Annotated in this window: 24 protein-coding genes and 2 pseudogenes; 14 read left to right on the forward strand and 12 right to left on the reverse strand. The window is 66.9% G+C overall.

The window, feature by feature from the left end; genetic code table 11:
• Nucleotides 1-6 precede the first annotated feature (6 nt).
• From ACQVDU_RS14645 to ACQVDU_RS14660, 4 genes are all read right to left on the reverse strand, one after another.
• Nucleotides 7-1,491 carry a GH1 family beta-glucosidase gene (locus tag ACQVDU_RS14645; RefSeq protein ID WP_300592469.1) on the reverse strand — a complete coding sequence of 495 codons (1,485 nt, stop codon included), beginning with the start codon at nt 1,489-1,491 and terminating at the stop codon, nt 7-9.
• Between the two features lies 1 nt (nt 1,492).
• On the reverse strand, nt 1,493-2,401 hold the full coding sequence (locus ACQVDU_RS14650; RefSeq protein ID WP_443477505.1) for a carbohydrate ABC transporter permease: 909 nt from the start codon (nt 2,399-2,401) through the stop codon (nt 1,493-1,495).
• A complete protein-coding gene (locus ACQVDU_RS14655; RefSeq protein ID WP_443477506.1) occupies nt 2,398-3,480 on the reverse strand; it encodes a carbohydrate ABC transporter permease in 1,083 nt (360 codons plus the stop codon). The genes ACQVDU_RS14650 and ACQVDU_RS14655 overlap by 4 nt, the downstream gene beginning before the upstream one ends.
• A 71-nt stretch (nt 3,481-3,551) precedes the next feature.
• A complete protein-coding gene (locus ACQVDU_RS14660) occupies nt 3,552-4,832 on the reverse strand; it encodes an ABC transporter substrate-binding protein (protein ID WP_443477507.1) in 1,281 nt (426 codons plus the stop codon).
• A gap of 250 nt (nt 4,833-5,082) precedes the next feature.
• Between ACQVDU_RS14660 and purS the strand changes: the two genes are divergently transcribed.
• From purS to ACQVDU_RS14675, 3 genes are all read left to right on the forward strand, one after another.
• Nucleotides 5,083-5,331, forward strand: coding sequence for a phosphoribosylformylglycinamidine synthase subunit PurS (gene purS, locus ACQVDU_RS14665; RefSeq protein ID WP_195692738.1), 249 nt, complete (start codon nt 5,083-5,085; stop codon nt 5,329-5,331).
• Complete coding sequence (gene purQ, locus ACQVDU_RS14670; protein ID WP_300593228.1) at nt 5,328-6,035, forward strand: phosphoribosylformylglycinamidine synthase subunit PurQ; 708 nt, start codon at nt 5,328-5,330, stop codon at nt 6,033-6,035. Before purS ends, purQ begins: the two co-directional genes overlap by 4 nt.
• A gap of 181 nt (nt 6,036-6,216) precedes the next feature.
• Nucleotides 6,217-7,161, forward strand: a complete 945-nt coding sequence (locus ACQVDU_RS14675; protein ID WP_300593225.1) for a 2-hydroxyacid dehydrogenase — start codon at nt 6,217-6,219, stop codon at nt 7,159-7,161.
• 116 nt (nt 7,162-7,277) lie between these two features.
• On the opposite strand, the gene ACQVDU_RS14680 is transcribed toward ACQVDU_RS14675, so the two are convergent.
• Nucleotides 7,278-7,838, reverse strand: coding sequence for a nucleotidyltransferase family protein (locus ACQVDU_RS14680; RefSeq protein WP_300593222.1), 561 nt, complete (start codon nt 7,836-7,838; stop codon nt 7,278-7,280).
• A 155-nt stretch (nt 7,839-7,993) separates the two neighbouring features.
• On the opposite strand from ACQVDU_RS14680, the gene ACQVDU_RS14685 reads away from it, so the two are divergent.
• Nucleotides 7,994-8,758: a nucleoside phosphorylase gene (locus ACQVDU_RS14685; RefSeq protein WP_195692735.1), complete on the forward strand. Its 765-nt coding sequence runs from the start codon at nt 7,994-7,996 to the stop codon at nt 8,756-8,758.
• Nucleotides 8,759-8,778: 20 nt separating this feature from the next.
• Here the strand turns inward: ACQVDU_RS14685 and ACQVDU_RS14690 are convergent, their stop codons facing one another.
• A complete protein-coding gene (locus tag ACQVDU_RS14690; RefSeq protein ID WP_443477508.1) occupies nt 8,779-9,756 on the reverse strand; it encodes a zinc-binding dehydrogenase in 978 nt (325 codons plus the stop codon).
• Between the two features lie 103 nt (nt 9,757-9,859).
• A complete protein-coding gene (locus ACQVDU_RS14695) occupies nt 9,860-10,252 on the reverse strand; it encodes a DUF1304 domain-containing protein (RefSeq protein WP_292712881.1) in 393 nt (130 codons plus the stop codon).
• 119 nt (nt 10,253-10,371) lie between these two features.
• Here ACQVDU_RS14695 and ACQVDU_RS14700 point away from each other — a divergent pair, with 119 nt between their 5' ends.
• Genes ACQVDU_RS14700 through ACQVDU_RS14710 form a run of 3 tightly spaced genes read left to right on the forward strand, consistent with a single transcriptional unit; the run spans nt 10,372 to nt 14,558 of the window.
• Entirely contained in the window at nt 10,372-11,208 is an 837-nt protein-coding gene (locus ACQVDU_RS14700) for an FAD binding domain-containing protein (RefSeq protein ID WP_443477509.1), read from the forward strand.
• On the forward strand, nt 11,205-13,970 hold the full coding sequence (locus ACQVDU_RS14705; RefSeq protein WP_443477510.1) for a molybdopterin-dependent oxidoreductase: 2,766 nt from the start codon (nt 11,205-11,207) through the stop codon (nt 13,968-13,970). The genes ACQVDU_RS14700 and ACQVDU_RS14705 overlap by 4 nt, the downstream gene beginning before the upstream one ends.
• 3 nt (nt 13,971-13,973) lie before the next feature.
• Nucleotides 13,974-14,558 (forward strand): nucleoside deaminase, encoded by a 585-nt coding sequence (locus tag ACQVDU_RS14710; protein ID WP_443477511.1) that lies wholly within the window; start codon nt 13,974-13,976, stop codon nt 14,556-14,558.
• A 432-nt stretch (nt 14,559-14,990) separates the two neighbouring features.
• Here ACQVDU_RS14710 and ACQVDU_RS14715 read toward each other — a convergent pair whose 3' ends face one another.
• A complete protein-coding gene (locus tag ACQVDU_RS14715) occupies nt 14,991-15,704 on the reverse strand; it encodes an MBL fold metallo-hydrolase (RefSeq protein ID WP_443477512.1) in 714 nt (237 codons plus the stop codon).
• Nucleotides 15,705-15,774: 70 nt separating this feature from the next.
• On the opposite strand from ACQVDU_RS14715, the gene ACQVDU_RS14720 reads away from it, so the two are divergent.
• The 4 genes from ACQVDU_RS14720 (at nt 15,775) to ACQVDU_RS14735 (ending at nt 18,375) form a co-directional block, all read left to right on the forward strand.
• Nucleotides 15,775-16,299 (forward strand): TetR/AcrR family transcriptional regulator, encoded by a 525-nt coding sequence (locus tag ACQVDU_RS14720; RefSeq protein WP_443477513.1) that lies wholly within the window; start codon nt 15,775-15,777, stop codon nt 16,297-16,299.
• A 40-nt stretch (nt 16,300-16,339) separates the two neighbouring features.
• Nucleotides 16,340-16,945: a helix-turn-helix domain-containing protein gene (locus tag ACQVDU_RS14725; RefSeq protein WP_443477514.1), complete on the forward strand. Its 606-nt coding sequence runs from the start codon at nt 16,340-16,342 to the stop codon at nt 16,943-16,945.
• Nucleotides 16,946-17,060: 115 nt separating this feature from the next.
• Entirely contained in the window at nt 17,061-17,708 is a 648-nt protein-coding gene (locus tag ACQVDU_RS14730) for a hypothetical protein (protein WP_443477515.1), read from the forward strand.
• Entirely contained in the window at nt 17,701-18,375 is a 675-nt protein-coding gene (locus tag ACQVDU_RS14735; protein WP_443477516.1) for a nucleotidyl transferase AbiEii/AbiGii toxin family protein, read from the forward strand. The genes ACQVDU_RS14730 and ACQVDU_RS14735 overlap by 8 nt, the downstream gene beginning before the upstream one ends.
• Nucleotides 18,376-18,547: 172 nt before the next feature.
• Here ACQVDU_RS14735 and ACQVDU_RS14740 read toward each other — a convergent pair whose 3' ends face one another.
• Together ACQVDU_RS14740 and ACQVDU_RS14745 are read right to left on the reverse strand one after the other, a co-directional pair.
• On the reverse strand, nt 18,548-18,892 hold the full coding sequence (locus ACQVDU_RS14740) for a PASTA domain-containing protein (RefSeq protein ID WP_443477517.1): 345 nt from the start codon (nt 18,890-18,892) through the stop codon (nt 18,548-18,550).
• A gap of 48 nt (nt 18,893-18,940) precedes the next feature.
• Nucleotides 18,941-20,118: pseudogene (locus ACQVDU_RS14745) on the reverse strand (IS3 family transposase).
• Between the two features lie 329 nt (nt 20,119-20,447).
• On the opposite strand from ACQVDU_RS14745, the gene ACQVDU_RS14750 reads away from it, so the two are divergent.
• Nucleotides 20,448-20,732, forward strand: a complete 285-nt coding sequence (locus tag ACQVDU_RS14750; protein WP_443477518.1) for a type II toxin-antitoxin system Phd/YefM family antitoxin — start codon at nt 20,448-20,450, stop codon at nt 20,730-20,732.
• Entirely contained in the window at nt 20,729-21,004 is a 276-nt protein-coding gene (locus ACQVDU_RS14755; RefSeq protein ID WP_443477519.1) for a type II toxin-antitoxin system RelE family toxin, read from the forward strand. Before ACQVDU_RS14750 ends, ACQVDU_RS14755 begins: the two co-directional genes overlap by 4 nt.
• 26 nt (nt 21,005-21,030) lie before the next feature.
• Here the strand turns inward: ACQVDU_RS14755 and ACQVDU_RS14760 are convergent.
• Both ACQVDU_RS14760 and ACQVDU_RS14765 read right to left on the reverse strand, forming a co-directional pair.
• Nucleotides 21,031-21,228: pseudogene (locus ACQVDU_RS14760) on the reverse strand (hypothetical protein); the annotation flags it as partial.
• A 45-nt stretch (nt 21,229-21,273) separates the two neighbouring features.
• Nucleotides 21,274-22,791 (reverse strand): SEC-C domain-containing protein, encoded by a 1,518-nt coding sequence (locus tag ACQVDU_RS14765; RefSeq protein WP_443477520.1) that lies wholly within the window; start codon nt 22,789-22,791, stop codon nt 21,274-21,276.
• A gap of 548 nt (nt 22,792-23,339) precedes the next feature.
• On the opposite strand from ACQVDU_RS14765, the gene ACQVDU_RS14770 reads away from it, so the two are divergent.
• Complete coding sequence (locus ACQVDU_RS14770; protein ID WP_443477521.1) at nt 23,340-25,352, forward strand: KAP family P-loop NTPase fold protein; 2,013 nt, start codon at nt 23,340-23,342, stop codon at nt 25,350-25,352.
• Nucleotides 25,353-25,451: the final 99 nt, after the last annotated feature.

Consider the following 25,451-nt stretch of genomic DNA (forward strand, 5'->3'; position numbering starts at 1 on the left):
CCTCGCCTAGGGCGATTCGGGTAGCGCCCGCGCGGCGATGATCTCGCGGTAGCGGGCACCGCTGTCTTTGACGACCCGCTCCTGCGTGTCGTACTCGACTCGTACGATACCGAACCGCTTCGCGTATCCCCACGCCCACTCGTAGTTGTCCATGAGTGACCAGTAAAAGTACCCGCGCACATCGACACCGGCATCCGCCGCGTCGAGGATCGCCGCGAGGTGGTCTTCGAGAAAGGCGGTACGGGCGGCATCGTGGACGCGGGCCCCGCCGGCTTCGTCGACACGGATGTCGTCAAAGGCAGCACCGTTCTCGGTGACGTACAGCGTGACACCGGCCGGCTCGGCGTAGTCGTCCCACACGCGTCGCAGCAGGGTGGTCAGACCCGAGGGCTGGATCTCCCAGTTCATGGCCGTGCGCGGCAGGCCACGGTCGTGCCAGAAGATTCCCTCGTGCGAAGGGAACGGGGACGCCGTCTCTCGCTCGGTGGGAGCCTCACCGCCGCCGGGGCTGACCGCCGGGGGCGTGCCGCCGACGAGTTCGCCGTGGTAGTAGTTCACCCCGAGGCTGTCGATCGGCGTCGAGATCACGGCGAGGTCGGCATCCGAGACCGCCCCCTCCCACTCGGCTACCGCGGCCGCGTCGACGGCACGGATGTCTTCGACGATGTCGGCCGGGTACGAACCGCGGAAGATCGGGTCGAGGAACCACCGGTTGAACTGGCCGTCGATCCGACGGGCGGCGTCGAGGTCGGCTGGTGCGTCGGTGACGGGCTCGGCAACGGTGAGGTTCAGCGTGATCCCGAGGTTCAGCGACTCATCGCGCGCGCGCAATTCCCGCACCACCTGGCCGTGACCGAGCAGCAGGTGGTGCGAGGCGAGCATCCCTTCGGCGATGCTGAATCGACCGGGGGCATGGATGCCGGCGGTGTAGCTGAGGAACGACGAGCACCACGGCTCGTTCAGGGTGGTCCAGACCTTGACGCGGTCGCCGAGGGCATCGTGCACGTCAAGCGCGTACTCGGTGAACAGGTCTGCGGTCTCACGCGCGGCCCAGCCGCCACGCTCCTGCAACGCCTGCGGCAGGTCCCAGTGGTAGAGCGTGAGCCACGGCAGAATGTCGGCATCCAGCAGCTCGTCGACCAGGCGCTTGTAGAAGTCGAGCCCCGCCGGGTTGATCGCGCCGCCGTCGGGGCGGATCCGCGACCACGAGGTCGAGAAGCGGTACGTCTGCAGTCCGAGGTCGCGCATCAGCGCGACATCCTCGCGATACCGGTGATAGTGGTCGCACGCGACGTCGCCGTTGTCGGCGTTGATCACCGCTCCCGGGACGCGGCTGAAGGCATCCCAGATCGAATCGCGGCGCCCGTCTTCGTGGGCAGCGCCCTCGATCTGATAGGCCGCGGTCGCTGCGCCGAACAGGAAGTTCGTCGGGAACGGGCGTGCCGACACGGATGCCGTTGCCACGGTTTCGGTCGAGAAATTGGTGGTCATTTCAGCCTTTCACTGCTCCCGCCATGATGCCGCTCACGAGTTGCTTGCCCGCGAAAATGAAGAGAATCAGGAGCGGAATCGTAGCGAGGATCACTCCGGCGAGAACGATCGAGTAGTCGACGAAGTAGTTGGACTGCAGGAGCGACAGCGAGACGGGAAGCGTCGGGTTCTGCCGGTCGAGCACGATGAACGGCCAGAAGAAGTTGTTCCAGGCCGTCACGAAGGTGAACAGTCCGAGCATCGCGGCGGCGGGACGAGCCGCCGGGATGCCGATGGTCCAGAAGGTGCGGAACGAGCTGGCACCGTCGACGCGTGCAGCCTCGATCAGCTCATCGGGCACCGCCTGCTGCAGGTACTGCGTCATCCAGAACACCCCGAACGCCGTCACGAGCGCGGGAATGATGATCGCGCCGATCTGGCCGGTCCATCCGAGGTCGGAGAACAGGATGTACAGCGGCACGACGCCGAGCTGCGTGGGAACCGCCATGGTCGCGATCACGAAGACGAGCAGCCAGCGGCTCCCCGCGAAACGCAGTTTCGCGAAGGCCCATCCGGCAAGCGTCGAGAAGAAGACCACGGATGCCGCGATGACCACCGAGCTCCAGATGCTGTTCCACAGGGCCAGCCAGAAGTTCACGGCGGGGTTGGAGACCACGGCAGCGGCGTTTGCGAAGAAGTTGCCACCGGGGATCCACGACATATTGGGGTCGCGGATCGTGCTCGAGTCCCCCGAGCCGATGAGGATCGACCAGTAGTAGGGGAAGAAGCATCCGAGCAAGAAGACGCCCAGCACGGCGTAGGTGACCCAGCCTGGACGCTGGCCACGGATGCCGCGCCGGCGCCGAGGCTTGCGCTCCTCCGGCGGGTACTCGTCGTGCGGGGCTACCGGGATCGGCTCGACGGCGGTCATCGCACGTCCTCCTTGGATGTCGATTCGGCGGCGGAATCGGCCGCCAGACGTTCGCGCGCTGCGCGGCTCTGTGCGCGCCTATCGCGGCGGCTGAGTTCACCACGGCTGCCTTCGGTGCGCACGACGCTTTGGGTCACGAGCAGGTTGATGACACCGATCACGAGGATGATGATGAACAGGATCCAGGCGAGGGCTGCGGCACGGCCGAAGTTCCATTCGCCCCACCCGATGTTGTAGAGCCAGAGGGTGATCGTCAGCCACTGCGAATTGGCACCGCCGGTGCCGTACTGGTCGTACATGCGCGGCTCGTCGAAGATCTGCAGGCCACCGATCGTCGAGGTGATGATGACGAAGATCAGGGTGGGCCGCAGGCTCGGCACCGTGATCGAGAAGAACTGTCGGATCTTGCCCGCACCGTCGACGGTCGCCGCTTCGTAGTAGTCGCGCGGGATCGCCTGCATGGCCGCGAGCAGGATGAGGGTGTTGTAGCCGGTCCAGCGGAAGTTCACCATCGTCGCGATCGCGATGTGGCTGGCGAAGGCATCCGAGTGCCACGGCACCGCGGGGAGCCCGATCGAGGCGAGGAGGTTGTTCACCAGGCCGTACTGGTCGGCGAACATGTTGCTGAAGATGAGGGCTACCGCGACCGGCGCCATGACGTAGGGGACGAGGACGCCCATGCGCCAGAACGTCTTGGCGCGGATGTTCTGGTCGAGCATCGCCGCGATGAAGATCGCGATGATCAGCTGCGGCACGCTCGAGAGCAAGAAGATGCTGAAGGTGTTGCGCAGCGCAATCCAGAACTTGGGGTTCGACAGCACCCACGTGTACTGCTCGAAGCCGATGAACTCGCCGGAGTTTCGGACCAGGTCCCAGTCCATGAACGAGATCACGGCCGTGTAGGCGATCGGAAAGAGGCCGACCACGAAGAAGAGGATGAAGAACGGCGAGATGTAGAGGTAGGGCGAGAGCTTCAGGTCCCACCGGCTGAGCCGGTGCCCGAAGCCGATGCGCCGAGGCGAGCGGCCGGGGGTCTTCGCCGGAGCGTCAGATGCCGGGCGAGCGAGTGTGCTGGTCACGAGAGCTTCCTGAGATCGAGGGGAGGTGCCGCGGACCCGGCGGAAGGGCGCCGGGTCCGCGGCGGGGTTTATCAGCCGATCAGGTCGACTTCAGACACCCACTGGTCCCACGACTGCTGAGCGTTCTGCGTGCCGTCTTCGACACGGGTCAGCGCCTGCTGCATGGCGTCGTTGATCTGGAAGTAGTACTGGCCCTTGAACGGTGCGACGTCAACGGCGTTGGCGCGATCGGTGAAGATCGAACCCACGGGAGCGTTGTTGAAGTACTCGTTCGTGGAGTCCAGCAGGATCGGGTCAGCCAGAGCGTCCACCTGGCTCGGGAACGTTCCAGCGTCCTCGAAGGCGGTGATCTGCTGCTCCGGAGCGGTCAACCAGTCGGCCAGCTGCTGGGCAGCGGCGACGTTCGCGCCGTTGGCAGGAACGGTCAGGTACGAGCCGCCCCAGTTGCCGCCGCCGCCGGGGAACACGTTGGCGATATCCCACGTGGTGACGTCGGGCGCGTTGCCCGAGATGACGCCGAGCATCCAGCCCGGGCAGAGCATCGTGGCGTAGTCACCGTTGGCAAGCCCGGCGAACCAGTCGTCGCCCCACTGCTGAAGGTGAGCGGACTGCGTCGAGCTGGCGTCGAGGACGGCGTTGTAGATGTCCTGGACCTCGGGGTTGGTGGTGGCGATGATCTCGCCGGTGGCCGGGTCTTCGTAGGCAGCCTCGACCTGGTTGATCATGCCCTGGTAGGTGGCGCCGGCCGAGTCGAACCAGGCCTTGCCGGTGGCGTCGACGTACTGCTGACCGACCTCGAAGTAGGTGTCCCAGTCGCCCGTGAGCAGGTCGGCGACAGCGGCGGGGTCGGTGGGCATGCCAGCGGCCTCGAGCAGGTCAGTGCGGTAGCAGACTGCCTCGGGCCCGATGTCGGTGCCGTAGCCGATCAGGTTGCCGTCGGGGTCGGTGGCTGCTTCGACCTTCCAGTCCAGCCAGCGGCTGGCGAGGTCGCTGGGCACGGGGGCGAGCAGGTCCGCGTACTGCATGACCTCGGGCAGCCAGTCGACCTCGATGGCCTCGATGTCGGCAAGACCCGTCTTGCCCAGCTTCTGGAAGTAGTTCGCGCGAGCGTCGTTGGACGTCGCGGCGACGTTGTGCACGATCGTCACGTTCGGGTTCTCATCCATGTACTGCTGAAGCAGTGCATCGGTGTACCCGAAGTCGTTGAAGGTCGAGATGGTGAGGGTGATCGGCTCGTCGGGGTTGACGGTTTCCGATCCCCCGCCGCTGCCCGAGCAGCCGGCGAGGACGAGCGCGGAGGCGCCGAAGGCGGCGGCGACGATCGCGCTGCGACGGAAGGCACGTGATGACACAGTCACTCCTTTGTGTGATGGATGCCGAAGAGGCACCCTTTGGCTTGTGCCTGGGTACCGAGGGAGGGCGGAACCCTGGCCATCGTGGGAACGCTCCCACGACTGCGGAACACGGTACGGGAGCGCTCCCACGGCGTCAAGGGAGCGCTCCCACGAATTCGGATAACGGTTTGATCACGGCCGCTCAGCGCGCCATCCGGCCGCCTCGGTAGACTGGCACGACCCCCTCCCTCGACATCCGGAGCGCCCCATGCCGACCATCGTCGTCGACGTCATGCCCAAGGCCGAGCTGCTCGACCCGCAGGGAAAGGCCGTCGCCGGCGCCCTGAACCGGCTTGGAATCGATGGCTTCGCCGGTGTCCGCATCGGCAAGCGCTTCGAGCTGACGGTCGAGGGCGAGGTCGACGACGCGCTTCTGGAGACCGCTCAGCGCATCGCCGATGAGATCCTCTCCAACTCCGTGATCGAGGATGTCGTGGGAATCGAGGTCATCGAGTGACCGTTCGCATCGGGGTCATCACGTTCCCCGGTTCGCTCGACGATCGCGACGCGCAGCGCGCCATCCGTGTCGCCGGCGCCGAGCCCGTCGCGCTGTGGCACGGCGACCACGACCTCGCTGGCGTCGATGCGCTCGTGCTTCCCGGCGGCTTCAGCTACGGCGACTACCTGCGTGCCGGGGCGATTGCCGCCCACGCGCCGATCATGCGCGAGGTCGCGGATGCCGCGGCGAAGGGGATGCCGATCCTCGGTATCTGCAACGGCTTCCAGATGCTCGTCGAGGCGCACCTGCTGCCCGGCGGGCTGATCCGCAACGCGCACCAGCAGTTCATCCGTCGCGACCAGCGGCTGCGCGTCGAGAACGCCGACACCGCGTGGACGAGCGGCTTCGAGGCGGGCCAAGAGATCGTCATCCCGCTCAAGAACGCCGATGGCGGCTACATCTGCTCGACCGAGACCCTCGATCGCATCGAGGGTGAAGGCCTCGTCGCGTTCCGCTACCTCGGGATCAACCCGAACGGCTCTCTCGACGACATCGCCGGTCTCACGAACGAGCGAGGCAACGTGGTCGGCCTGATGCCGCATCCTGAGCACGCTGTCGAGCCTGGCTTCGGTCCCGACACCCGCGACGCGATGCGCTCCGGCACCGACGGCCTGAGCTTTTTCACCTCAGCGATCTCGGCAGTCGTCAGCGCCGCCGCCTGACCCGCCGTTTCGTCTCGTCGGTCCGCCGGCACTTCAGTCGCGCCTTCCTGCGGGTCTCGCGGTACATGACCCACACATCCGCGCGACCGAACCACAGCCTGAGTCGCGCCCTCCCGCGGGTCGAGCACCGTAAGACCCACACATCGGCGCGACCGAAACCCTCAGTGGGTAGCGTGAAGGGGTGACCTCCGACGCGCGCACCCTGGTGATTTCCGTACCCGACGACAAGCTCGAGAAAGACCTCGCAGGCCTTCCCGGCATCGAGGTCGTGCGGTGGGACATGGGCGATTCGGCGCCGCGGGCGGCGTTCGACATCGTCGTTCCGCCGTACATTCGCAGCCCGCGGGTGCTCGCTCGTCTCGAGGGCGTCGATGTTCGGCTGGTGCAGAGCCAGTCCATCGGGTATGAGGCTGCCGCCCGCCACCTGCCGCCGGGGATCGTCTACGCGAACGCGGCGACGGTTCATGAGGACTCGACGGCCGAACTCGCTCTCACGTTGACGCTCGCGGCGCAGCGCCAGATCCCGCGCCTCGTTGCGGCCCAGAGCGAGGGCCGCTGGGCGGGGGCGCGCGAGGGCGATGCGTTCCCCCCGAGCCTCGCCGACCGCCGGGTGCTCATCGTCGGATTCGGCGGCGTCGGCACGGCGATCGCGGCGCGACTGCGCGGCTTCGAAGCCCACGTCGAGGCTGTCGCCACCCGGACGCGGGTTGAGGACGGGATCGTGGTCCACGCACTCGACGAGCTGTCGGGTCTGCTCCCCCAGACAGAGATCGTCATCCTTGCTCTGCCGGGTGGGGAAGAGACGGCGAAACTCGTCGACAACGCCTTCCTCGCGGCTCTCCCGGATGACGCCCTTCTGGTCAACGTCGGGCGCGGGAGCCTTGTCGACACCGAGGCCCTGCTTCGCCATCTGCACGCGGGCCGGATCCGTGCGGCGCTCGACGTCGTCGACCCGGAGCCGGTGCCGGAGGGTCACGCGCTGTGGTCGGCGCCCGGACTGCTACTCACTCCCCACGTCGGGGGCGCGTCCACCGCGATGCGACCCCGGATCGCGAATCTGGTTCGCACGCAGGCCGAACGGATGCAGCGCGGCGAAGAGCCGATCAACGTCGTTCTCCGCACCTGAGGCCACAGCCACGTCGGGGCGCGCCCGCCGAACCTGGCACGATTGCAGGAGCAAAGCTCCCTTTCGCCGACCCCAGACCCCCGACTCCCTGTCCTGGGTTCGGCACGCAAGCCCGGCTAGCGAGTGTCGATGTCGAAGCCATCCCAGAGGTCGGCGCACTCGACGACAACCGCGGCGTGGGTCGCGAGGTACCGGTTCGCGCCCGAGTCGCCGTGAACGGATGCTGCCACCAGCTCCCAGTGATCCCGCCCGATCGCGACCGGGTGCCCGGGCCGCTCGTCATAGATCGCGCGGGCAAGCCCCTCCCCTCCAGCACCTGCCCGAAGCACGCGCGCCACGACGGATGCCGGCATGCCAGGCACGTCGACGGGTGCGATGACGGCGGAGTCGGCATCCGTGTTCGCGGCACCCGCGAGTCCCGCGCGAACTGACGCCGACAGCCCGAGTTCCCAGTCGGCGGCGACCACCGCGCTCACCGCGCCGAGCGTCGAAACGATCGAGACCGCGCGCTCTGCTTCGGCACCGATGACGACGAGCACCTCACTGCATCCGCCCTCGCGGAGCGCGACGACGACCTGCTCAAGCCACAGCACCCCGTCCGCGGCGCGCGCGAAGACTTTCGGCTGTCCGTATCGACGCCCCGCCCCGGCAGCCAACACGATTCCGCACGCCGTCATGCGGGCGAGCGTATCGGGGTCTGGTCGCGCCCGGGAAACAGCCGCGAAACAGCGCGGTGTTAGCGTCGCGGCAGAGCACGTCCTATCAACCATGGCTCCGGCGCCAGGGCGGGGACTGCGACGACCCGAATCGTCTCAGAACCCAGGAGGTACCCATGTCCGTCGTCGACAAGTCAGCTGCAGGGCTCGACGCCCGCCAGTATCACATCGCCATTGCGCCCGGCGAGGTCTCCAGCGTTGCTCTGCTGCCCGGCGATCCGTTCCGGGTGCCGCTCGTCGCCGAGTTCCTCACCGACGTGAAAGAGGTAGCGCACAACCGCGAGCACCGCACGATGACCGGCTGGTACAAGGGCCGCCACATTACGGCGACCTCGACGGGCATGGGATGCCCCTCCACCGCGATCGCGGTCGAAGAGCTTGCGCGCGTGGGCGTCACGTCCTTCATCCGTGTCGGCAGTTCGGCGGGCCTGCAGCCGGGCATCGCGCCGGGCGACCTGCTCGTAAGCGAAGGCAGCTTCCGCAACGACGGCACGACTGACGCCTACCTTCCGAAGGGCTTCCCCGCTGTGCCCGACCTCGAGCTCACCACCGCACTGGCCCGTCACGCTGAGCGCATCGCCGGGGCTGCAGGAACGAATTCGTTCCGCGGCATCAGCGTGAGCGATGACGCGTTCTATGCCGAGACGCCCGAATGGATCGCGCAGCTGAACACGATGGGGATCCTCAACGTCGAGATGGAGGCATCCGCCCTCTACATCGTCGCGCGCCTCCGGGGCCTTCGCGCCGGCATGGTGTGTGCCTGCTCGAGCAACCTCGTCGACGGCGCATCGCTCTATTCGGGCACGAAGGCCGACCTGCAGGCGGGCTGGATGCGCTCGATCGAGGCAGCCCTCGAGACCGCCGTCGAGCTCGAGCTCTGACGGCGGTCTCGCGCCTGGGCTTACGGGCGGAGCATGACCTTGCCGACGCGGCCGGGCTCGAAGTTCAGACGCGAGGCGTCAGCGATCTGCTCGAGGCCGAAGATCTGCGACACGGGCAGGTCGAGCTTTCCCTGCGCGACGAGGGTGATGATCTCGCGGATCAGCTCGACGCGGTGGGCGGGATCCATCGCGGCGCTGATCTTGCTGCCCCAGAATCCGCGGACCGTGAGCTGGCGGAAGATCACGTCACCCGACGGGATCTCCATGGTCGGGGATGCCATCGCCCCGAAGATCACGAGGGTGCCGTTCTCACCGAGGAGCGACGTGACGTCGCCGGCGGATGCACCGCCGACCGAGTCGACACCGGCGCGGATCGATGCGCCGCCGGTGATCTCGGCGACGCGGTCGCGCCAGTTCTCGGCATCCGTCGCGACGACATCGTGGATGCCGACCGCGGCGAGCTCGTCGACGCCGGCGGCGCGGCGCACGAGGCCGAGCACGCGAACCCCGCGTGAGGCGGCGAGCTGCGCGACCAGACGCCCGACGGCACCGTTCGCGGCGTTCTGCACGATCCAGTCGCCCTCGCTGACGTTGAGGTACTCGAGCAGGCTCGCCGCGCTCAGGGGCATGGAGATGATCTGTGCTGCGGCTTCGTCGGCAACGGCATCCGGCACCGGAATGAGCGCTGCTGCGGGCGCGATCACGTACTCGGACCAGACTCCGAACACGGATGCCGTGACGACGCGCTGCCCGACCTCGACGCCTGTGACGCCGTCGCCGAGCGCGTCGACGACGCTGAGCGCCTCGGTGCCGGCGCGCGCGGGAAGCTCGGGCTTGTAGCCGTATTCGCCCCGCACAGTCCAGAGGTCGTGGTTGTGGATGGGGCTGAGAACGACCTTCAGCCGCACCTGACCGGGTCCGGGCTCGGGAAGCTCGACCTCCTCGACGGCGAGGACCTCTGCCGGGTCACCGAACTGGTGCTGCACGAGTGCGCGCATGATTCTCCTTTGTACGGATGGCTGGTGCGGCGCTCAGCGAGGATCACCCGGAACGAGCGCACCCGAAGCACAACGTCGGGCGAGTCGGCTTTTAGTCCCGCACTCAGCCGATCAGCAGGGCGATGACAAGGCTCACAACCGCCAGCAGCGGGAAGAGGCCCTGCGTCACAGCGGCGCGACGCTTGTCGGGAGAGGTGACGAACAGCACGAGGGCTGCGGCCAGCATCGAGCCGGTTCCCACGAGCATGAGGGTCACGCCGACGGCAACCGAGCCGATCGCGGCCAGTACGATGCCGAGGATCGCGGCGATCGCGAGGAACAGGTTGTAGAACCCCTGGTTGAACGCGAACGCCCGAGTGATCTCAACCTCGGCGTCGTTGCGAACCCCGAATGTGGCCCGGCTGCGGGCTCCGCCCCAGGCGAGGGATTCGAGCCAGAAGATGTAGACGTGCAGCAGGGCGGCCAGTGCGGCGAAGACCATTCCGGTGATGAGCATCCGGGTTCCTCTCGACTGACTTAGCCTGGCACGTGCCACGGCGAAACACTCGCGAAATCCTCGACTGATTCACTCGGAGTGTTCGCTGAGTCAACATCGGATGCCGGAGGGAGGGGCTCATGGACATCACCTCGGTCACCTCCTACCGCTTCGCGCGTACCAGAGACGACCTCGCTCTTGCGCCCGGAGAGAAGATTCTCGCTGGCGGCACGTGGCTGATGAGCGAACCACAGCCCGACGTGACCGGCTTCGTCGACATCACCCGCATGGGCTGGCCCGAGGTCGAGATCACGGATGCCGGGCTCCGCATCGCCGCGACCTGCACGATCGCGCGGTTCGTCGCGTGGTCGCGAGGCGAGCTCGACACCCCGGTGCCTGACGGTTGGCACGCCGCGGGAGCGATCCCGGATGCCGCGCACGCACTGCTCATGTCGTTCAAGGTATGGAACACGGCGACGGTTGGCGGCAACGTGTGCCAGTCGTTCACGGCGGCGGCGATGGTGTCGCTTCTCGCGGCGCTCGAGGGGGAAGCGGTGATCTGGACGCCGGATGGCGGTGAACGTCGACAGCCGGTCGCGGAGTTCATCACGGGTCAGGCGAAGAACACGCTGCGGCCCGGCGAGGTGCTGCGCGCGCTCGACGTTCCCGCGGCCGCGATGCGCGCCCGCGTGAGCCTGCACAAGATGGCCCTCGCTGAACTCGGTCGATCGGGCATCGTCGTGAGTGGCCGTCGCGATGAAGACGGCTCGACCGTCATCGCGGTGACGGCATCCACCCTCGCCCCTCACGTCTTCCGGTACCCGGGCCTGCCCGATGACGCCCAGCTGCGGGCGGATGTCGCGACCCCGACCGACTTCTTCACCGATGCCCTCGGCGAGGCCGACTGGCGGCGCGCCGTCACCGCCGTCCTCGCCGAGCGGGTGCTCGCTGACCTGGCGATGGAGGACGCGGCATGAGGCTCACGGTCGATGGCACCGACCTCGAGGGCGACCCCACTCCTGGTCAGTGCCTGCGTACATTCCTTCGCGAGCATGGACACACCGAGGTCAAAAAGGGGTGCGACGCCGGCGACTGCGGCGCGTGCGCGGTGATCGTCGACGGCGAGCCCGTCCACTCGTGCATCGTGCCGGCGCAGCGCATGGATGGTGCTGTCGTCACGACCGCGGGCGGCCTTGCCCCGGGCGACGAGCTGCATCCCGTTCAGGAGCAGCTTGTCGAACACTTCGGGTTCCAGTGCGGGTTCTGCACGCCGGGGATGGCGGTCACGGCATCCACCCTCACCGAAGCCGACCTGCCCGAACTCGACCGCCGCATGAAGGGGAGCCTCTGCCGCTGCACGGGCTACCGTCCGATCCGCCAGGCGATCACTGCCGCGGTGATGGGGCCGGTGCGCGAGACGGGTTCGGCGTCTGTCGCTTCCGGCGGCATTGGGGCGTCAGTAATTCCCGAGCCCGCGCGCCGTATCGTGCAGGGTCGCGAGCCATACACGCTCGATGAGCCCGTTGCCGGTTCGCTCGTGCTGCGCGTGGTCGGCTCGCCGCACGCGCATGCCCGCATCCTCTCGATCAACACGGATGCCGCCCTCGCCGTCCCGGGGGTTGTTGCGGTCTTCACGCACGAGGACGCTCCCGCGACGCGGTTCTCGACCGGCCGCCACGAGCACCGAACCGACGACCCCGACGACACCCGGGTGCTCGACGACACCGTCCGCTTCATCGGACAGCGCGTCGCGGCGGTCGTCGCCGAGACCGCCGCCGCCGCGGACGCGGCAGCCCGGCTCGTGCAGGTCGAGTACGACATCCTTCCCGCCGTCTTCGACCCCGAAGAAGCCCGCACGCCGGGAGCGCCGGTACTGCATCCGGGCCGCACTCCCGAAGACCGGGTCGCGGATGCCTCCCGCAACGTCGTCGCGCAGCTGCACGAAGGCCACGGGGGTGACATCGACGCGGCGCTGGCGGCGAGCACGGTGACCGTGACGGGCACGTGGCAGACCTCGCGCGTCACGCACGCACAGCTGGAGACCCACGGCGCTGTCGGCTGGCTCGACGACGACGGCAGGCTCGTCATCCGTTCGAGCACGCAGGTGCCCTTCCTCACCCGCGACGAGCTCGCGCACGTGTTCGACCTGCCGCGCGAGAACGTCCGCGTCTTCGCGGCGCGCGTGGGCGGCGGGTTCGGTGGCAAGCAGGAGATCTTCACCGAAGACCTCGTCGCCCTCGCCGTACTGCGCACCGGCCGGCCCGTCACGTACGAGTTCAGTCGCACCGAACAGTTCACGCGCGCGTCACTGCGGCACCCGATGCGCGTCTCGGTGACGCTCGGGGCGGATACCGACGGCACCCTCACTGCGATGAAGCTCGACGTGCTCAGCGACACCGGTGCGTACGGCAACCACGCGATCGGCGTGATGTTCCACGGGGTTGCCGAGTCGACGACCGTGTACCGGACGCCCGTGCGCCACATCGACGCCGAGGCCGTCTACACGAACAACGTGCCCTCGGGAGCGTTCCGCGGCTACGGGCTCGGGCAGGTCATGCTCGGCGTGGAATCCGCCATGGACATGCTCGCCGAGAAGCTCGATCTCGACCCCTTCGAGCTGCGGCGGCGCAACATCGTGCGGGCCGATGATCCACTGCATCCGGATGAGGACCCGTACGAACGCGACCTCATCATCGGCAGCTATGGCCTGGACCAGTGCCTCGACCTCGCGCAGGATGCGCTGCGCCGCGGCAACGGGGTGGCGGCGCCGCAGGGCTGGGCAGTCGGCGAGGGCATGGCGGTGGCGATGATTGCGACGATCGCCCCCAACGGGCATGTCTCTCGCTCGAAGGTCGCGCTGCGCCCTGACGGCACGTTCGTCGTGCGCGCCGGCACCGCCGAGTTCGGAAACGGCACCACCACCGTGTTGCGGCAGATCGCGGCATCCGTGCTCGAGGCGCCGTTCGAGCGACTGCACCTGTGGACTGCCGACACCGACGCCGTCGAGCACGACACCGGCGCGTTCGCCTCGACCGGGATCACCGTCGCGGGCAAGGCGCTTGCCGCCGCATGCCAGTCGCTGCGGACACGGATGCTGCAGCTCGCGGCGGCTCAGACCGGCACCGATCCGGATGCCGGCCTGTTGACGGATGCCGGGGTCGCAACGCCCGCACGAGTGGTGTCGTTTGCTTCGCTGGTCGCTGGGGCTGACCCGGCCGAGCGGGACGAGAACGGCCTGTTCGCAACCGGCGACGAGGAGGGGCACCTGCGGTCGGTGTCGTTCAACGTGCACGCGGTGCGCGTTGCCGTCGAGCCGGCGACGGGCGTTGTGCGGATTCTGCAGTCGGTGCAGTCGGCGGATGCCGGAACCGTGATGAACCCGGCCCAGCTGCGCGGTCAGATCGAGGGTGGCGTCGCGCAGGCCGTGGGCAGCTCCCTGTACGAAGAGGTGCTCGTCGAAGACGGCGCGGTGGTGAACCCGGTGTTCCGGGTGTATCGCGTCCCGCAGTTCGCCGACGTTCCCGAGACCGAGGTGTATCTGGCCGATACCTCCGACACCGTCGGTCCGTTCGGGGCGAAGTCGATGAGCGAGTCCCCCTACAACCCGGTCGCCCCCGCGATCGGCAACGCCATCGCTCGGGCGCTCGGGCAGCGGCCCTTCCACCAGCCCTTCACCCGCCAGCGCGTATGGCGCCTGGCGCAGCATCCTGAACCAGCCCCCATCCGACCTGCGGAGTAACCCATGCCGATCGCGACATCTTTCACCATGACCCTGCCCGCGTGGCTGGTCGACGAGGCCGATGCGCTGCCGGCCGTGCTGCCGACGCTCGAGGAGCGGATGGCCCTGGTCAACCGCCTCGCCGACCGCAACTGGCGCGAAGGCAACGGCGGTCCGTTCGCGGCGATCGTCGTCAACGACGACACCGGCGAGCTCGTCTCGGCGGGGGTCAACGTCGTGCTCTCGACCGGCAAGTCGTCGGGGCACGCCGAAGTCATGGCGCTGGGGCTTGCCCAGCAGGGGTTGGGCCGCTGGGACCTCGGCGCGGATGGCGCGAACCTCTCGCTCGTGGTCAACTGGCGCCCGTGCGTGCAGTGCTACGGCGCGACGATGTGGAGCGGGGTGCGGTCTCTCGTTGTCGCGGGGTCTGGTCCCGAGCTCGAGGAGCTGTCGGGCTTCGATGAGGGCCCGATGGTCGCCGATTGGGCCGAGCAGTTCGAGGCGCGCGGCATCCGGGTGACGCAGGATGTCGGGCGCGACGAGGCCCTCGAGGTCTACCGCGCCTACGGCGCCAGCGACTCCCTGGTCTACAACGCCCGCGGCGAGTAGCCCGGGGCGTTCCGTCGCGCCGGGCTACAGCCCCGCGCCGTTCAGTCGCGCCGGGCTGTAGCCCAGATCGTTCAGTCGCGCCGAAGTGCGGGTGCGCAGCATCCTGACCCGCAACACGATGCGACCGAACCCGGGAGGGCTAGGGCGCAGACTGTTCAGTCGCGCCGAAACGCGGGCGCGCAGCATCCTGACCCGCAACACGACGCGACTGAACCCGGGAGGGCTAGGGCCCAGAATCTTCAGTCGCGCCGAAACGCGGGTGCGCAGCATCCTGACCCGCAACACGACGCGACCGAACCGGGCACGGCAACCTCTCACCTCCGGCCCAGAATCTTCAGTCGCGCCGAAGTGTGGGTGCGCAGCATCCGCACCCGCAACACGACGCGACTGAACCGGGGTTCGCCGGGCAGGGACCGGTCGGACCGGGGTGGCCTAGACCTGCGCCGCGGCGAGGACGGCCTCGACGGCTGCGGCGGGTGAGCCGTGGAAGGCGGGTCCGTGGCCGGGAAGCACCCAGTCCGCATCCAGCTCGGCGATGTGGCTGAGCGAGACGAGTGCCTCGGCGGGGTCATCCGTGAACGGAGCCGGGCCGGGGCCGGTGCGACCGGTCAGCACGTGGCGGGTCGTGAGCGCGTCTCCCACGAAGACGGCCCGGACCTCGGGCGAGAAGATCGCGATGCTGCCGGGCGAGTGGCCTGGCATCGACATCACGCGGGGCGCGCCGGGAAGATCGAGCGTGTCGCCGTCGCTGACCTCGCGCACCTCGGTGAGCCAGCGCGGCCGCATGCCCTTGCGCATGCCGTAGGCGGCGAACTGCAGCAGGGGGCCGATCCGGGTCGGGCCCATCGGGGTCTTGGGCTTGTCACCGCCGCGAGCGCGATCGGCGTCGGCGGCGTGCACGAAGACCGGGATGCCTCGCTCGGCGCGGAGGCGCTCGGCGAACCCGACGTGGTCGCTGTCGCCGTGGGTGAGCACGATGCCGCGGATGTCGTCGACGGAGCGACCGATGGCATCCAGCTCGCGGGTGAGGTCGGCGTACATGCCGGGCAGTCCTGCGTCGATGAGCGTGATGCCCTCGGGCGTGACGATCAGGTAAGCGGCGACGATGTCGTTGCCGATGCGGTGCAGCGATGGTGCGAGTCTCATGACTGGCCTTTCAGAAGGATGGCTACGAACGTTAGCCATGATAGCTTATGTTCGTAGCCATGGAGGTCCGATGCCCACACCAAAGAGAACATCGCTCGACGAGATCGTCAGCGCAGCAGCGCGCCTGCTCGAAACGGGCGGGGTCGCGGCGGTCACGATGCAGGCGGTAGCGGCGGATGTCGGGGTGAAAGCTCCCTCGCTGTACAAGCGCGTGCGCGACCGCGAAACACTCTTGGGGCTCGTCGGCGGCGCCGCGGCTGACGACCTTACGGGGCGCCTGGATGCGGCATCCGGGATCGAAGAGCTGCTGCTCGTCTTTCGCCGCTTCGCGCACGAGCGACCCGAGGCGTTCCGGTTGTTGTTCACCGCGGGGGTGGATGCCGACAAGCTCGCCGCCACCAGCGCGCCAGCCCTGCGCGCGACCACGGCCGCCGTCGGGCCGGAGCACGCGCTCGACGCGGCGCGGCTGCTGACGGCGTGGGCCACCGGGTTCGTCACGATGGAGCTCGCCGGGGCCTTCCGCCTCGGCGGTGATCTCGACGACGCCTACGACTACGGCATCGCCCACCTCGTGGGCTCTCTCGTCTCCGACTAGGCGCGCCGGTCGGCTGTGGGCAGCGCCGTATCCTGGAGCGGTGTCCACTCCCGCCCGCACCAGCGCCGAGGGGCCGAGTGCGGCATCCGACGAGACACAGATCGGCGTCGGAATCGGGCGGCAGGTGCGGCAGGCGCGCACCGAGAAGAAGCTGTCGATGCGGGCGCTCGCGTCGGCTGCCGAGATCAGCCAGCCGTTTCTGAGCCAGATCGAGTCGGGCCAGACGATGCCCTCGCTGCTGACCCTGTACCGCATCGCGAACGCCCTCGATATCTCCCCCTCCGCGCTCCTCCCGGCCGACCCCGACCCCGCGGTTGTCCATGTCTCCAGGGCGGCGGATGCCACGTGGGTGCCGGTCTCTGAGGCATCCGACACCGCCCATACCCGCGTCATCCATGCCGGTGAGACCTCGCTGCAGGAGTACGTCATCCGCCCCGGCGAGCAGGTCGGGGACTGGTTCGAGACGGATGGCGAAGTCATCCACTACGTCATCGAAGGCGCCATCGCCCTCGAGATCGAAGGCCTCGGGATCTGGGAACTCGGCGCCGGGGATGCCGTCGCCCACCCCGGTGCGCTGCGAAACCGCTGGCACCTTCGCGGGGACGGCTCCGCCCGCGTCGCGTTCGTGTACACCGGCGGGGCGTAGAGGCGGCCATCTAACGCCCGGCTCGAGGATCCTCCGCCTGCCGCCGAGTGCTCCACCAATTTACTCATCGTAAATAGACGCTCGGCGTATACTTCCAATGAGAAGAGGGGGAAGTATGGCCGCGGACGTTGACATCGTGCGCGCTGTCGCGCGGGCACCGCTTCGCACCCTGCGCCTGAAGGAGGTCCCCGAGCTGGCACGGAACACCTGGCGGACAACGGACCGGCTGGTCGAGCAGGGCGCGCTGGTGCGGCTAGCTCATGGCGTCTATACGGCGGTTCCTGATGGCCGCGATGGTCGGACTTGGAAGCCACCGTTGGAGGCGGCCGCTCTCGCAGTTGCGACGGCGCGATTCGGCGCGAGAGAAGTTGCCCTCATGGGAGTCAGCGCCGCGCGCCACTGGGCTGCCATCCCACGGGCTATCGGCGTCGCCACGGTTGCGGTGCCTCGACGCGGCTACGCACCCGTCACCCTTGAGGGAGGTGGGCTCGTCAAGTTCGTTCCTCGCAAGATGGACGCCCTTGAGCTCGTACTGGAACGCACCGGACTCGGTGAGGGACTCGTCACGACACCCGAGCAGACCCTGTTCGACCTCCTGGGCCGCATGGATCGCGATGGACTCGGTCGAGAAGTCGCGGGCGCCGTGGAGAACCTTACGCCCCTGGTCAAGCCAGATGAGTTTGCCGAGATCGTCGCGCGCGCTCGTCTCGTGCCAGCCGGCGCACGGGACATGCGCGAGCGACTGGAGACGGCGAATGGCTAAGCCTGTCCCCGGGGTCCTCGATGACGGTGAACGAGAGCACATCGAGGCCACGTTCGGCGTTGATTCAGAACAGGTCGCCCGAGACCACGTCATTTCACACGCACTCGCCGCCATCAGCAGCGTGGGTACCGACGACATCGTCTTCTTCGGTGGTACCGCCCTCGCGCGCACACACCTCACGGAACTACGTCTTTCGGAGGACATCGACCTCATCGCACTCGGCGACAGGTCAGCAGTTGCCGACGAGATCGAGGAGGCTGTCACCCGTCAACTGCGCCGTAGCTTCGGCACGGTGACGTTCACCCCGCGGCTGAGGGAGACCAGACACCCGCATCCGTCCGTGATGCAGGTAGGGGATGTGCGCGTGCAGATCCAGTTGCTGTCGTCAGAGGGCTATCCGCAGTGGCCCACCGAGATCGTCGATATCGAGCAGCGCTACAGCGACGCTCCACCCGCGCGCCTACGAGTACTCACCCCCGCAGCGTTCGTTGCGTCGAAGCTGTCTTCGTGGAGCGACCGGGAAGCCCCACGAGACCTTTACGATCTCTGGGCACTCGCCGAGGCCGGCTACATCGATGCGACCGCATCCGAGGTATTCGGGCGGTGGGGTCCGTACACGAGCGCTTCCCAGGTGTCCTTCGCGCACCCTCCGTCGGCCGCCGAATAGAGTGCATCGCTGGACCACCAGTGCATCCCCGCCGTTACGCCCGAGGAGGCAGCCGGCAGAGTGCGCGACGCGCTGCAGAGGCTCTGAGCGACGCTCGCGTAACCCTTGCCGGTCACCCGGCCCAGTAGAACTGCGAGCGCTGGCCATCGGCGACGGTCCCTAGTCGGACGAGTCAATCCTCGGTGAGGTCGAGATACTGCTCCCGATCGGGCTGCGCGTGCGCCGAATCAGCGGGCGGCGCATCGAGCGGGTCTGCCGGCTCTCGATCCGTCGCGTCACCGTGCTTGACTACCCGGACGGCGACAGAGTCCCACTCGCGCAGCTGGGTTCCCGGCTCCGGATGCTGCCACACGATGTAGAAGAGCCCAGGCCACGCCAGCGTCCCGATGGCTGGCCCATCGGGGTCAGGATTCGCCAGTGCAACGCGCGCTTCGGCCGCCACATCGCGCCCGACGTGGAAGGGCAACCCCACCACGTCCGGCACGGTGACAATGGGTCGGATGCTGCGCTCGACCATGCGGCAATGGTAGATGGGCGTGAGGAACGAACTGGTGACAGGTTCGGTTTAGGCCGCCAGTGTGTGCGGCTCGGCTAGCTTGGCTTCGAACTCGATGGGCGTCAAGCCGCCGAGGGTGTCTTGGGCGCGCTGGCGGTGATACTTCCGCTCGATCCACACGACAATCGCGAGCCGGAGTTCCTGCCGGGTCGTCCACCGCTGCTGGTTGAGGACGTTCGTCTGCAGCAGCGACCAGAACGACTCCATGGCGGCGTTGTCTCCGGCGGCGCCGACGCGACCCATCGATCCGACCATGTCATGACGGCGCAGCTCGCGGGCCATCGCCCTGCTGCGGAACTGGCTGCCCCGGTCAGCGTGCAGGATGCACCCGGCGACCTCACCGCGACGAGAGACGGCGTTGCGGACGGCATCGACGGCGAGCTTCGCGGTCATCCGGTCGCTGATCGAGTAGCCGACGATGCGGTTGGAGAACACATCCTTGATCGCGCAGCAGTACAGCTTGCCTTCGCTCGTCCGATGCTCCGTGATGTCCGTGAGCCACAGCCGGTTCGGGGCATCGGCGCGGAACACCCGCTGCACGTGATCGTCGAACACCGGCGGGCCGGCCTTCTTGCCCTTCCCACGTCGCCGGCGCTGCGCGGACGAGAGGATCCCGGCCTGCGAGCACAGCTTCCACGCCGTCCGCCGGCTCATCCGCCATCCCGCCCGACGGGCTTCGTCGGCAAGGTATCGATACCCGAACGTCGGGTCGTCGTGATGCGCGTCATGCAGCGCGTTGATCCGATACGCGCGGAGCACGTCCGCGTCCCGGACAGGGGCGTTGCGCCACCGGTAGTAGGGCTGTCTTGCGAGCTTGAGGACCCGACACGACACCGTCACGGGAATCCCCGCTTCGGCGAGCTCAGCAACGAGCGGGTACGTCATTTTGGGGAGCCACCAAGGCGCAGGTTCGCCTGCGACAGATACGCCGCCGCACGGCGGAGGACCTCGTTCTCCTGCTCCAGCAACCGGATCCGCTTCTTCAGCTCCCGAGCCTCGGCCGCGTCCGCCGCGGTCTGACCAGGTCGATTGCCGTCTTCAACATCGGCCTGGCGGAGCCAGTTCTGCAGGGTTGCTTCACTGATGCCGAAGTCGATGGCGATCTGTTTGATGGTGACGCCGCTCTCGCGGCTGCGAGCGACCGCGACAACGTCTTCGCGGAACTCTCTGGGATAGGGACCGGGCATGATGACATCCTCCCCGTCAGCGCCTCCCGACACTAACGATCAGTTGTCACCGATTCGTTCCTCACGCCCGATCGACCCTCCCGCGGCCGGTCAAGACCTCGGGTGGTGCAGGTGCTGCTCGCGACCGAATATGCGGCTTTGGGTGTCTTCACCTGATCCACGCGGCAGGACGAGTAGCTCTGGCCGACCGCGACTTCCTGTTCCGTAACGCGCCATGTTTCGCGGCATAAGAAACAGCAGCACTTACGGAACAGAACCAACCGCGGGAGCGGCGCTCACACGACGGAATGCCAATGGCACCTTCCAATCTCCGCGCTAGAATTATGTACATGACGGTTCTCTCGCTGGCCGACGCCCGCGCCGCGCTGAGCAAGCACATCGACTCGGCAGTCACCACGCACGAGCGCTTCGAGATCACCCGCAACGGCGCACGAGTCGCGGTGCTGATGAGCGCAGAGGACTACGACTCGCTCGTCGAGACGGTCGACATCCTGAGCAATCCGGAGGAGGTTGCCGCCTTGCGCACCGCGATCGCGGAACTCGAGTCCGGTGACGTGTCGTCGGCGGATCAGGTGCGTGCCGCGATGATCGCGCGCGGCCGGCTCGCGGGGTGAGCACGCCTTACGAGGTCGTCTTCACGCGATCGGCGCGACGCGCCCTCGAGATCACTCTCCCCGAACCGGTTGCGGCAGCAGCATTCGAGTTCATCGTCGGACCATTGGCCGAGAACCCGCGAAGACTCGGCAAACCCCTGCGCGAGCCACTCGCGCCGCTGTACTCCGCGCGCCGCGGCGAGTACCGAGTGCTCTACCGGATCGAAGAGAACCGGCTGCTCATCGAGATCGTCACCATCGAGCACCGACGGGATGCCTACCGCCGCCGTTGACCCGCGGCTGCCGTGCGACGGGTTGCTCAGGTCAGACGTGCGAATGCCGCGACATCCTGGCAGATCCGTGTGAGCTCTTCACCCGGTTCGATGGTGACCAGACCCTGCCCAGTCCACTCGTCACTGCCGCGCCCAAGTGCCTGGCGCTGGAGCGTCGGCTTCAGCCCAATGACGCCGCCGCCGTGTTCTGCGACCGCGCGGACCGCGATCCTGAGGCGGCGCGTGCCCCAGAAGCGGTGGAAGCCACGCGGGTGCCTAGTCTTGAGGCATCACTTCCTCTTCCGCTTCGGCAGTGTAAAGAGGAAGGCCGCCTCTCGGCGCTGGTTCAGGCGTTCCGCGATAGCAGGGCTGATGGTGCCGACGAGCCCAAGCGCGGCGCCGGACAGCCCCGCCATCCCACCGGCAGAGCCGACTACGAGCCCCATCCCGCCAGTGATGAGAGGAACGGCGAGAGTAAGGCTGCGATAGGTGCCGATGCGCTTGTTGAGCACTCTCGAGGACTGTTCGATATCGGCGGCGACGGCGCGGATTGAGGAGATCTGGGAGCCGAAGTCGGGTGCGGCGTCCATCGCGATCCGTACTCGCGCCCGAAGATCCTCGACAGCGTCCTCAGCGGACAACATGCGTGCGAGGTCCCGTGCTGAGAGGTCCGCCAGAGCCGGAACATCTGCCCAGAGAGTTGCGTTAGTGAGGCTCGGGCTGGTGGTATCTCGACGTTGGAGCATGCGTGCCTCAAATGGGGAGGCCGCCACGTATTCCGCCCCAAGAACATCGGCAACAACGAGACGCCGTTCGGTGCGCTGCAGATAGTTGGCCGTGGCCCGATCCGACTCTTGCTTGATCCACGCCGAGTAGTCGTGGTGAGGATCGTACTGCTGGAGCATGCGAAAGCCGATCGACCGCTCATTCTCATCAACAGCATCGGGCCCGGTGTGACCGTAGAACCACATTCCGGAATCGTTCTCGATGTCGTCGATAGCGTTAATGAACAGGACCTCGCGGGCGGTCGGACCTTCCACCACCAGCTGAGACCGCACGAACTTGAGCAGGGAGTCGTTCGCCAGAGCGGTCTCTGTCGCCTCGCGAATCAATACGCTTCCGGTGTACTGCGCCACGCTGTCCGGCATTGGGAGCACGTGCCCTGCCCTAAGGAGATGCTCGAGCTTGAGTTCATCCGTGGCGAGCGTTCGCAGGCGCAGGGCTGTGGGCTTGGAGGCGAGGGCGTCCAAGAGCTTGTCCGGATAGAGGACGTGATCAGCCAGGAGCATGGTGCGCGCGATGAGCTTGTCCGCCGCGAGTTCCTCGTTCCAGACGATTGTGCGCCTTGGTGTGAGCCGACGAAGAGCACTGGAGGTCTTCCATGCATCGATTGCGAAGGAGGCAATTGCATCGACGTACCGGCCCTCAAGCGGCGCGTCACGTTCGGGGAGAGCGGCGAGTTCGCGCAATAGCGCGATGCGCGCGCGCCCGAGTTCCTGTGCCGAGGCCGGGTCATCGTCGAGCGACGAAGAAGCGACAGCGCGATCGAACGCTGTCGCGCTAAGAGGTCTTGGGGTGGGAGTTTCCGGCGGCAGAGTGAGAGGCGTACCGGCGGGCATCATTGATGGGATGGCCGACCGCGCGAGTCGCACATCAGGGCTCAGACTGATGAATTCATCGTCGTCTGGGGGAACAGGTGCTCCCGGCGGATGACGTGGTGACGCGAAGCGCTTGTGGCAAAGCCGGTACGTCTTTCCGGACCCGCACCAGCACGGATCTTGGCGGTCGAACGGGGCGAGCGGGTTCACCCACTCAGGCTACCGATCGAGTCACCGAAGTCCGCCCGGCTCAGTGTGCGCTCCGCTACAGGGTCACGTCCCCACTCCTTCGAGTGCCGCACGCGTTCTTGGCCTACGACCGGGCGAGAGGCGAAGCTACATGTCCATACAACGAGTGCCCCAGGTCAGCGCTAGAGCCCCCGTTCTCTGGGAGCCGTGTCTCGCGACTTGACCGGGCGGCCCCCACCCTGCACTCGTGCGCAGGTGGCAAGCGCCACATGTCTGGACGCTTGACGCAGGCGGCGTCCGACATGGCGGCTCAACCACCGGCGAGTGTTGCCTGGCGTTCGCGCGATGGATGCTGGTCAGCGCGGCGGCATTCGTGAGTTGTCTCGCAGCAGTGCACGAACCCACGAGTTGCAGGCACTACCCGCAGACCTCATTCACGTGGACCGGAATCTCCCACGTGCGTGTTCCGTCGGGACGGAAGCCCGTGCCATGCGTCGAGCAGACAAGCGATGTACGCGAGCCCCTCTCATGGCGGCGGCGGGGGAGCGCCGGTCGGATAGTGTCCCAGCATGGAGGTCGATCTCGGGCGGGAACCGCTGGCGGAGCGATTCAGCGCTGAGCTCGCACGAAGGGTGTCGGATGGTGACCGCTCCAGCGTGTCGGCTCTGGTTGGATCGTGGGGAGCTGGGAAGTCTTGGATACTCGCGCATATCCGACAGAGATTGCCTGCTGATCCGCAGTTCACCGCTGCGAACGCCGCTCTCGTCAGTTTCAACCCATGGTTCTATGCGGACGACGGTGCACTCTTCGCCGGCTTCAGTTCGCTCCTTGTCCAAGGAACGCTTGAAGTACAACGCGCCCGCAAGCGCGTCGCGTCGCTGCTCCAGTCGATCGGTCCTGCGGCCAAGTTTGGGGGCGTCGACGTCAGTGGGCCTGTGACTGCGATCGGTGAGCATCTCATGGCTTCCACGCCCGAGCGGATCAGAGCCGCGATTGCCGAAGGCCTCCGACGAACCAACCGCAAACTGCTAGTCGTCATGGACGACCTCGATCGTCTGAGCCCCGGCGAGCTACTTACGGTATTCAAACTAGTCAGGCTGGTGGGAGACGTGCCTGGCTTGCACTATCTCTTGGCATACGACGAGGTCACCCTGCAGCACTTGCTTGAGCAGACCCCGCTCGCGGCGGGGTCACCGGAACGTGCTCGACGTTACCTTGAGAAGATCGTTGAGCACCGATTTGCGGTTCCCCCGCTAACGCAGGATCAGATAGAAGCGGTGCTCTTCAGGCGGCTGCCCATTCATACCGGACTCGGGGACGCTACCGCCGATCTGGACGAGGTGATGGATTATCGGCTCCAAGGTCTGCTCTCCCGAGTCATCACGACACCTAGAGCTGCGGAGCGGTTTGTTGATCTAGCAACCTCAGTGCCAGCGCATCTTTGGCAGGAGCTCCCGGCGAGCGACCTATATGAATCGTTGTTCTGGCGAATGTTCGCTCCGGACGCCTGGCAAGTGATCGTCGATGAGCGACGATTCCTGACCGGCCAAGAAATGCTTGTTGGCGAAGACGAGCGAAAGCGGAGAGCCGCGACAGTATTGAATCGCCTCTCCACCGCCACGAGCGGCCTAGCCATCAAGGAGGATTTGCTCGAATCGTTCATCGAGCACTTCCCCTCGCTTGGCTTAGGGGCTGGCTCGAACAACATCGCTCAATACCCCGAGCGGGAGCGCGGCATGGGCGATCGAGACTTCGCCGACCACTATCTCTGGCTTGAGGTACCACCAGGAGCGGTGTCCGAAGTAGAAATTGCACGGCTCCTGTCCGACATGCCGAGTTCGGCCGCCTCGTCCGGCCTGAACGAACTGTGGACTGATTCTGCGCGCCTAACTCTCTCGGCCGTTGAGCGCAATATTGGTCGATGTCATGAGTCGCGTCCGTACTTACTTGAGTGGGCGGCCAGCGTCTATGACGCGTTATCACCCGTTATGGTCGACGCCTTTCAGCGAAGCGATCGAGCGTTGCGCGCCTTTTCGGCCAGAGTGATCAGGGATTTGGACGCCGACCAAACACAGGCCCTCCGTAGGAGCGCCCTCTTCGCTGGAACTAACCTCTCTGTCGACGTCTCGAATGTGCTCGAGAGATTCACGTCGGATCCCGAAATTCTGTCCGCGTTCAAGGCGATGGCCGAAGAAGCAATCCCCCGCCTCGTGAACGAACTGGCCTCCACCACCGCTGCGGGTCTGACTGAACCGGGGTCGGCCGCCGCGTACTTCCGCCTCGCGCGGCTCAGCCCGGTGCAGCTGCGTACCGTAACGACAACGATGCTGGACTCAGGCACCTGGGACGGGATTGACCTCTTGTCCCTCTACCTCGCGACCGCGTTCGAACCGGAAGATGAACATCCGATCATTCGATGGGCCGAGGCCGAGGGACACCTGGGGGGTGAGATCGTTGAGTCAATCGTGCAGATTGCGCCTCCGGCCCCAACATCGGCCGACCTCAATCAGCTAGACGTAATCGGGGACCGTCGCGCAACAACATTAGCCCTTGTCTCCCTGCGCCGAGGTGGTTCGGGATGATTTCTCCTAACGACCCAGACTTAGCCTCGATCCACCGATGGACGGGGCGTTGAGCGAGCGTCGTGACGTAGAAATGCCCCTCTGATCAGGAAGAATAGA

This window comes from Microbacterium sp. F2 (genome assembly GCF_052274505.1).
Classification (GTDB): domain Bacteria; phylum Actinomycetota; class Actinomycetes; order Actinomycetales; family Microbacteriaceae; genus Microbacterium.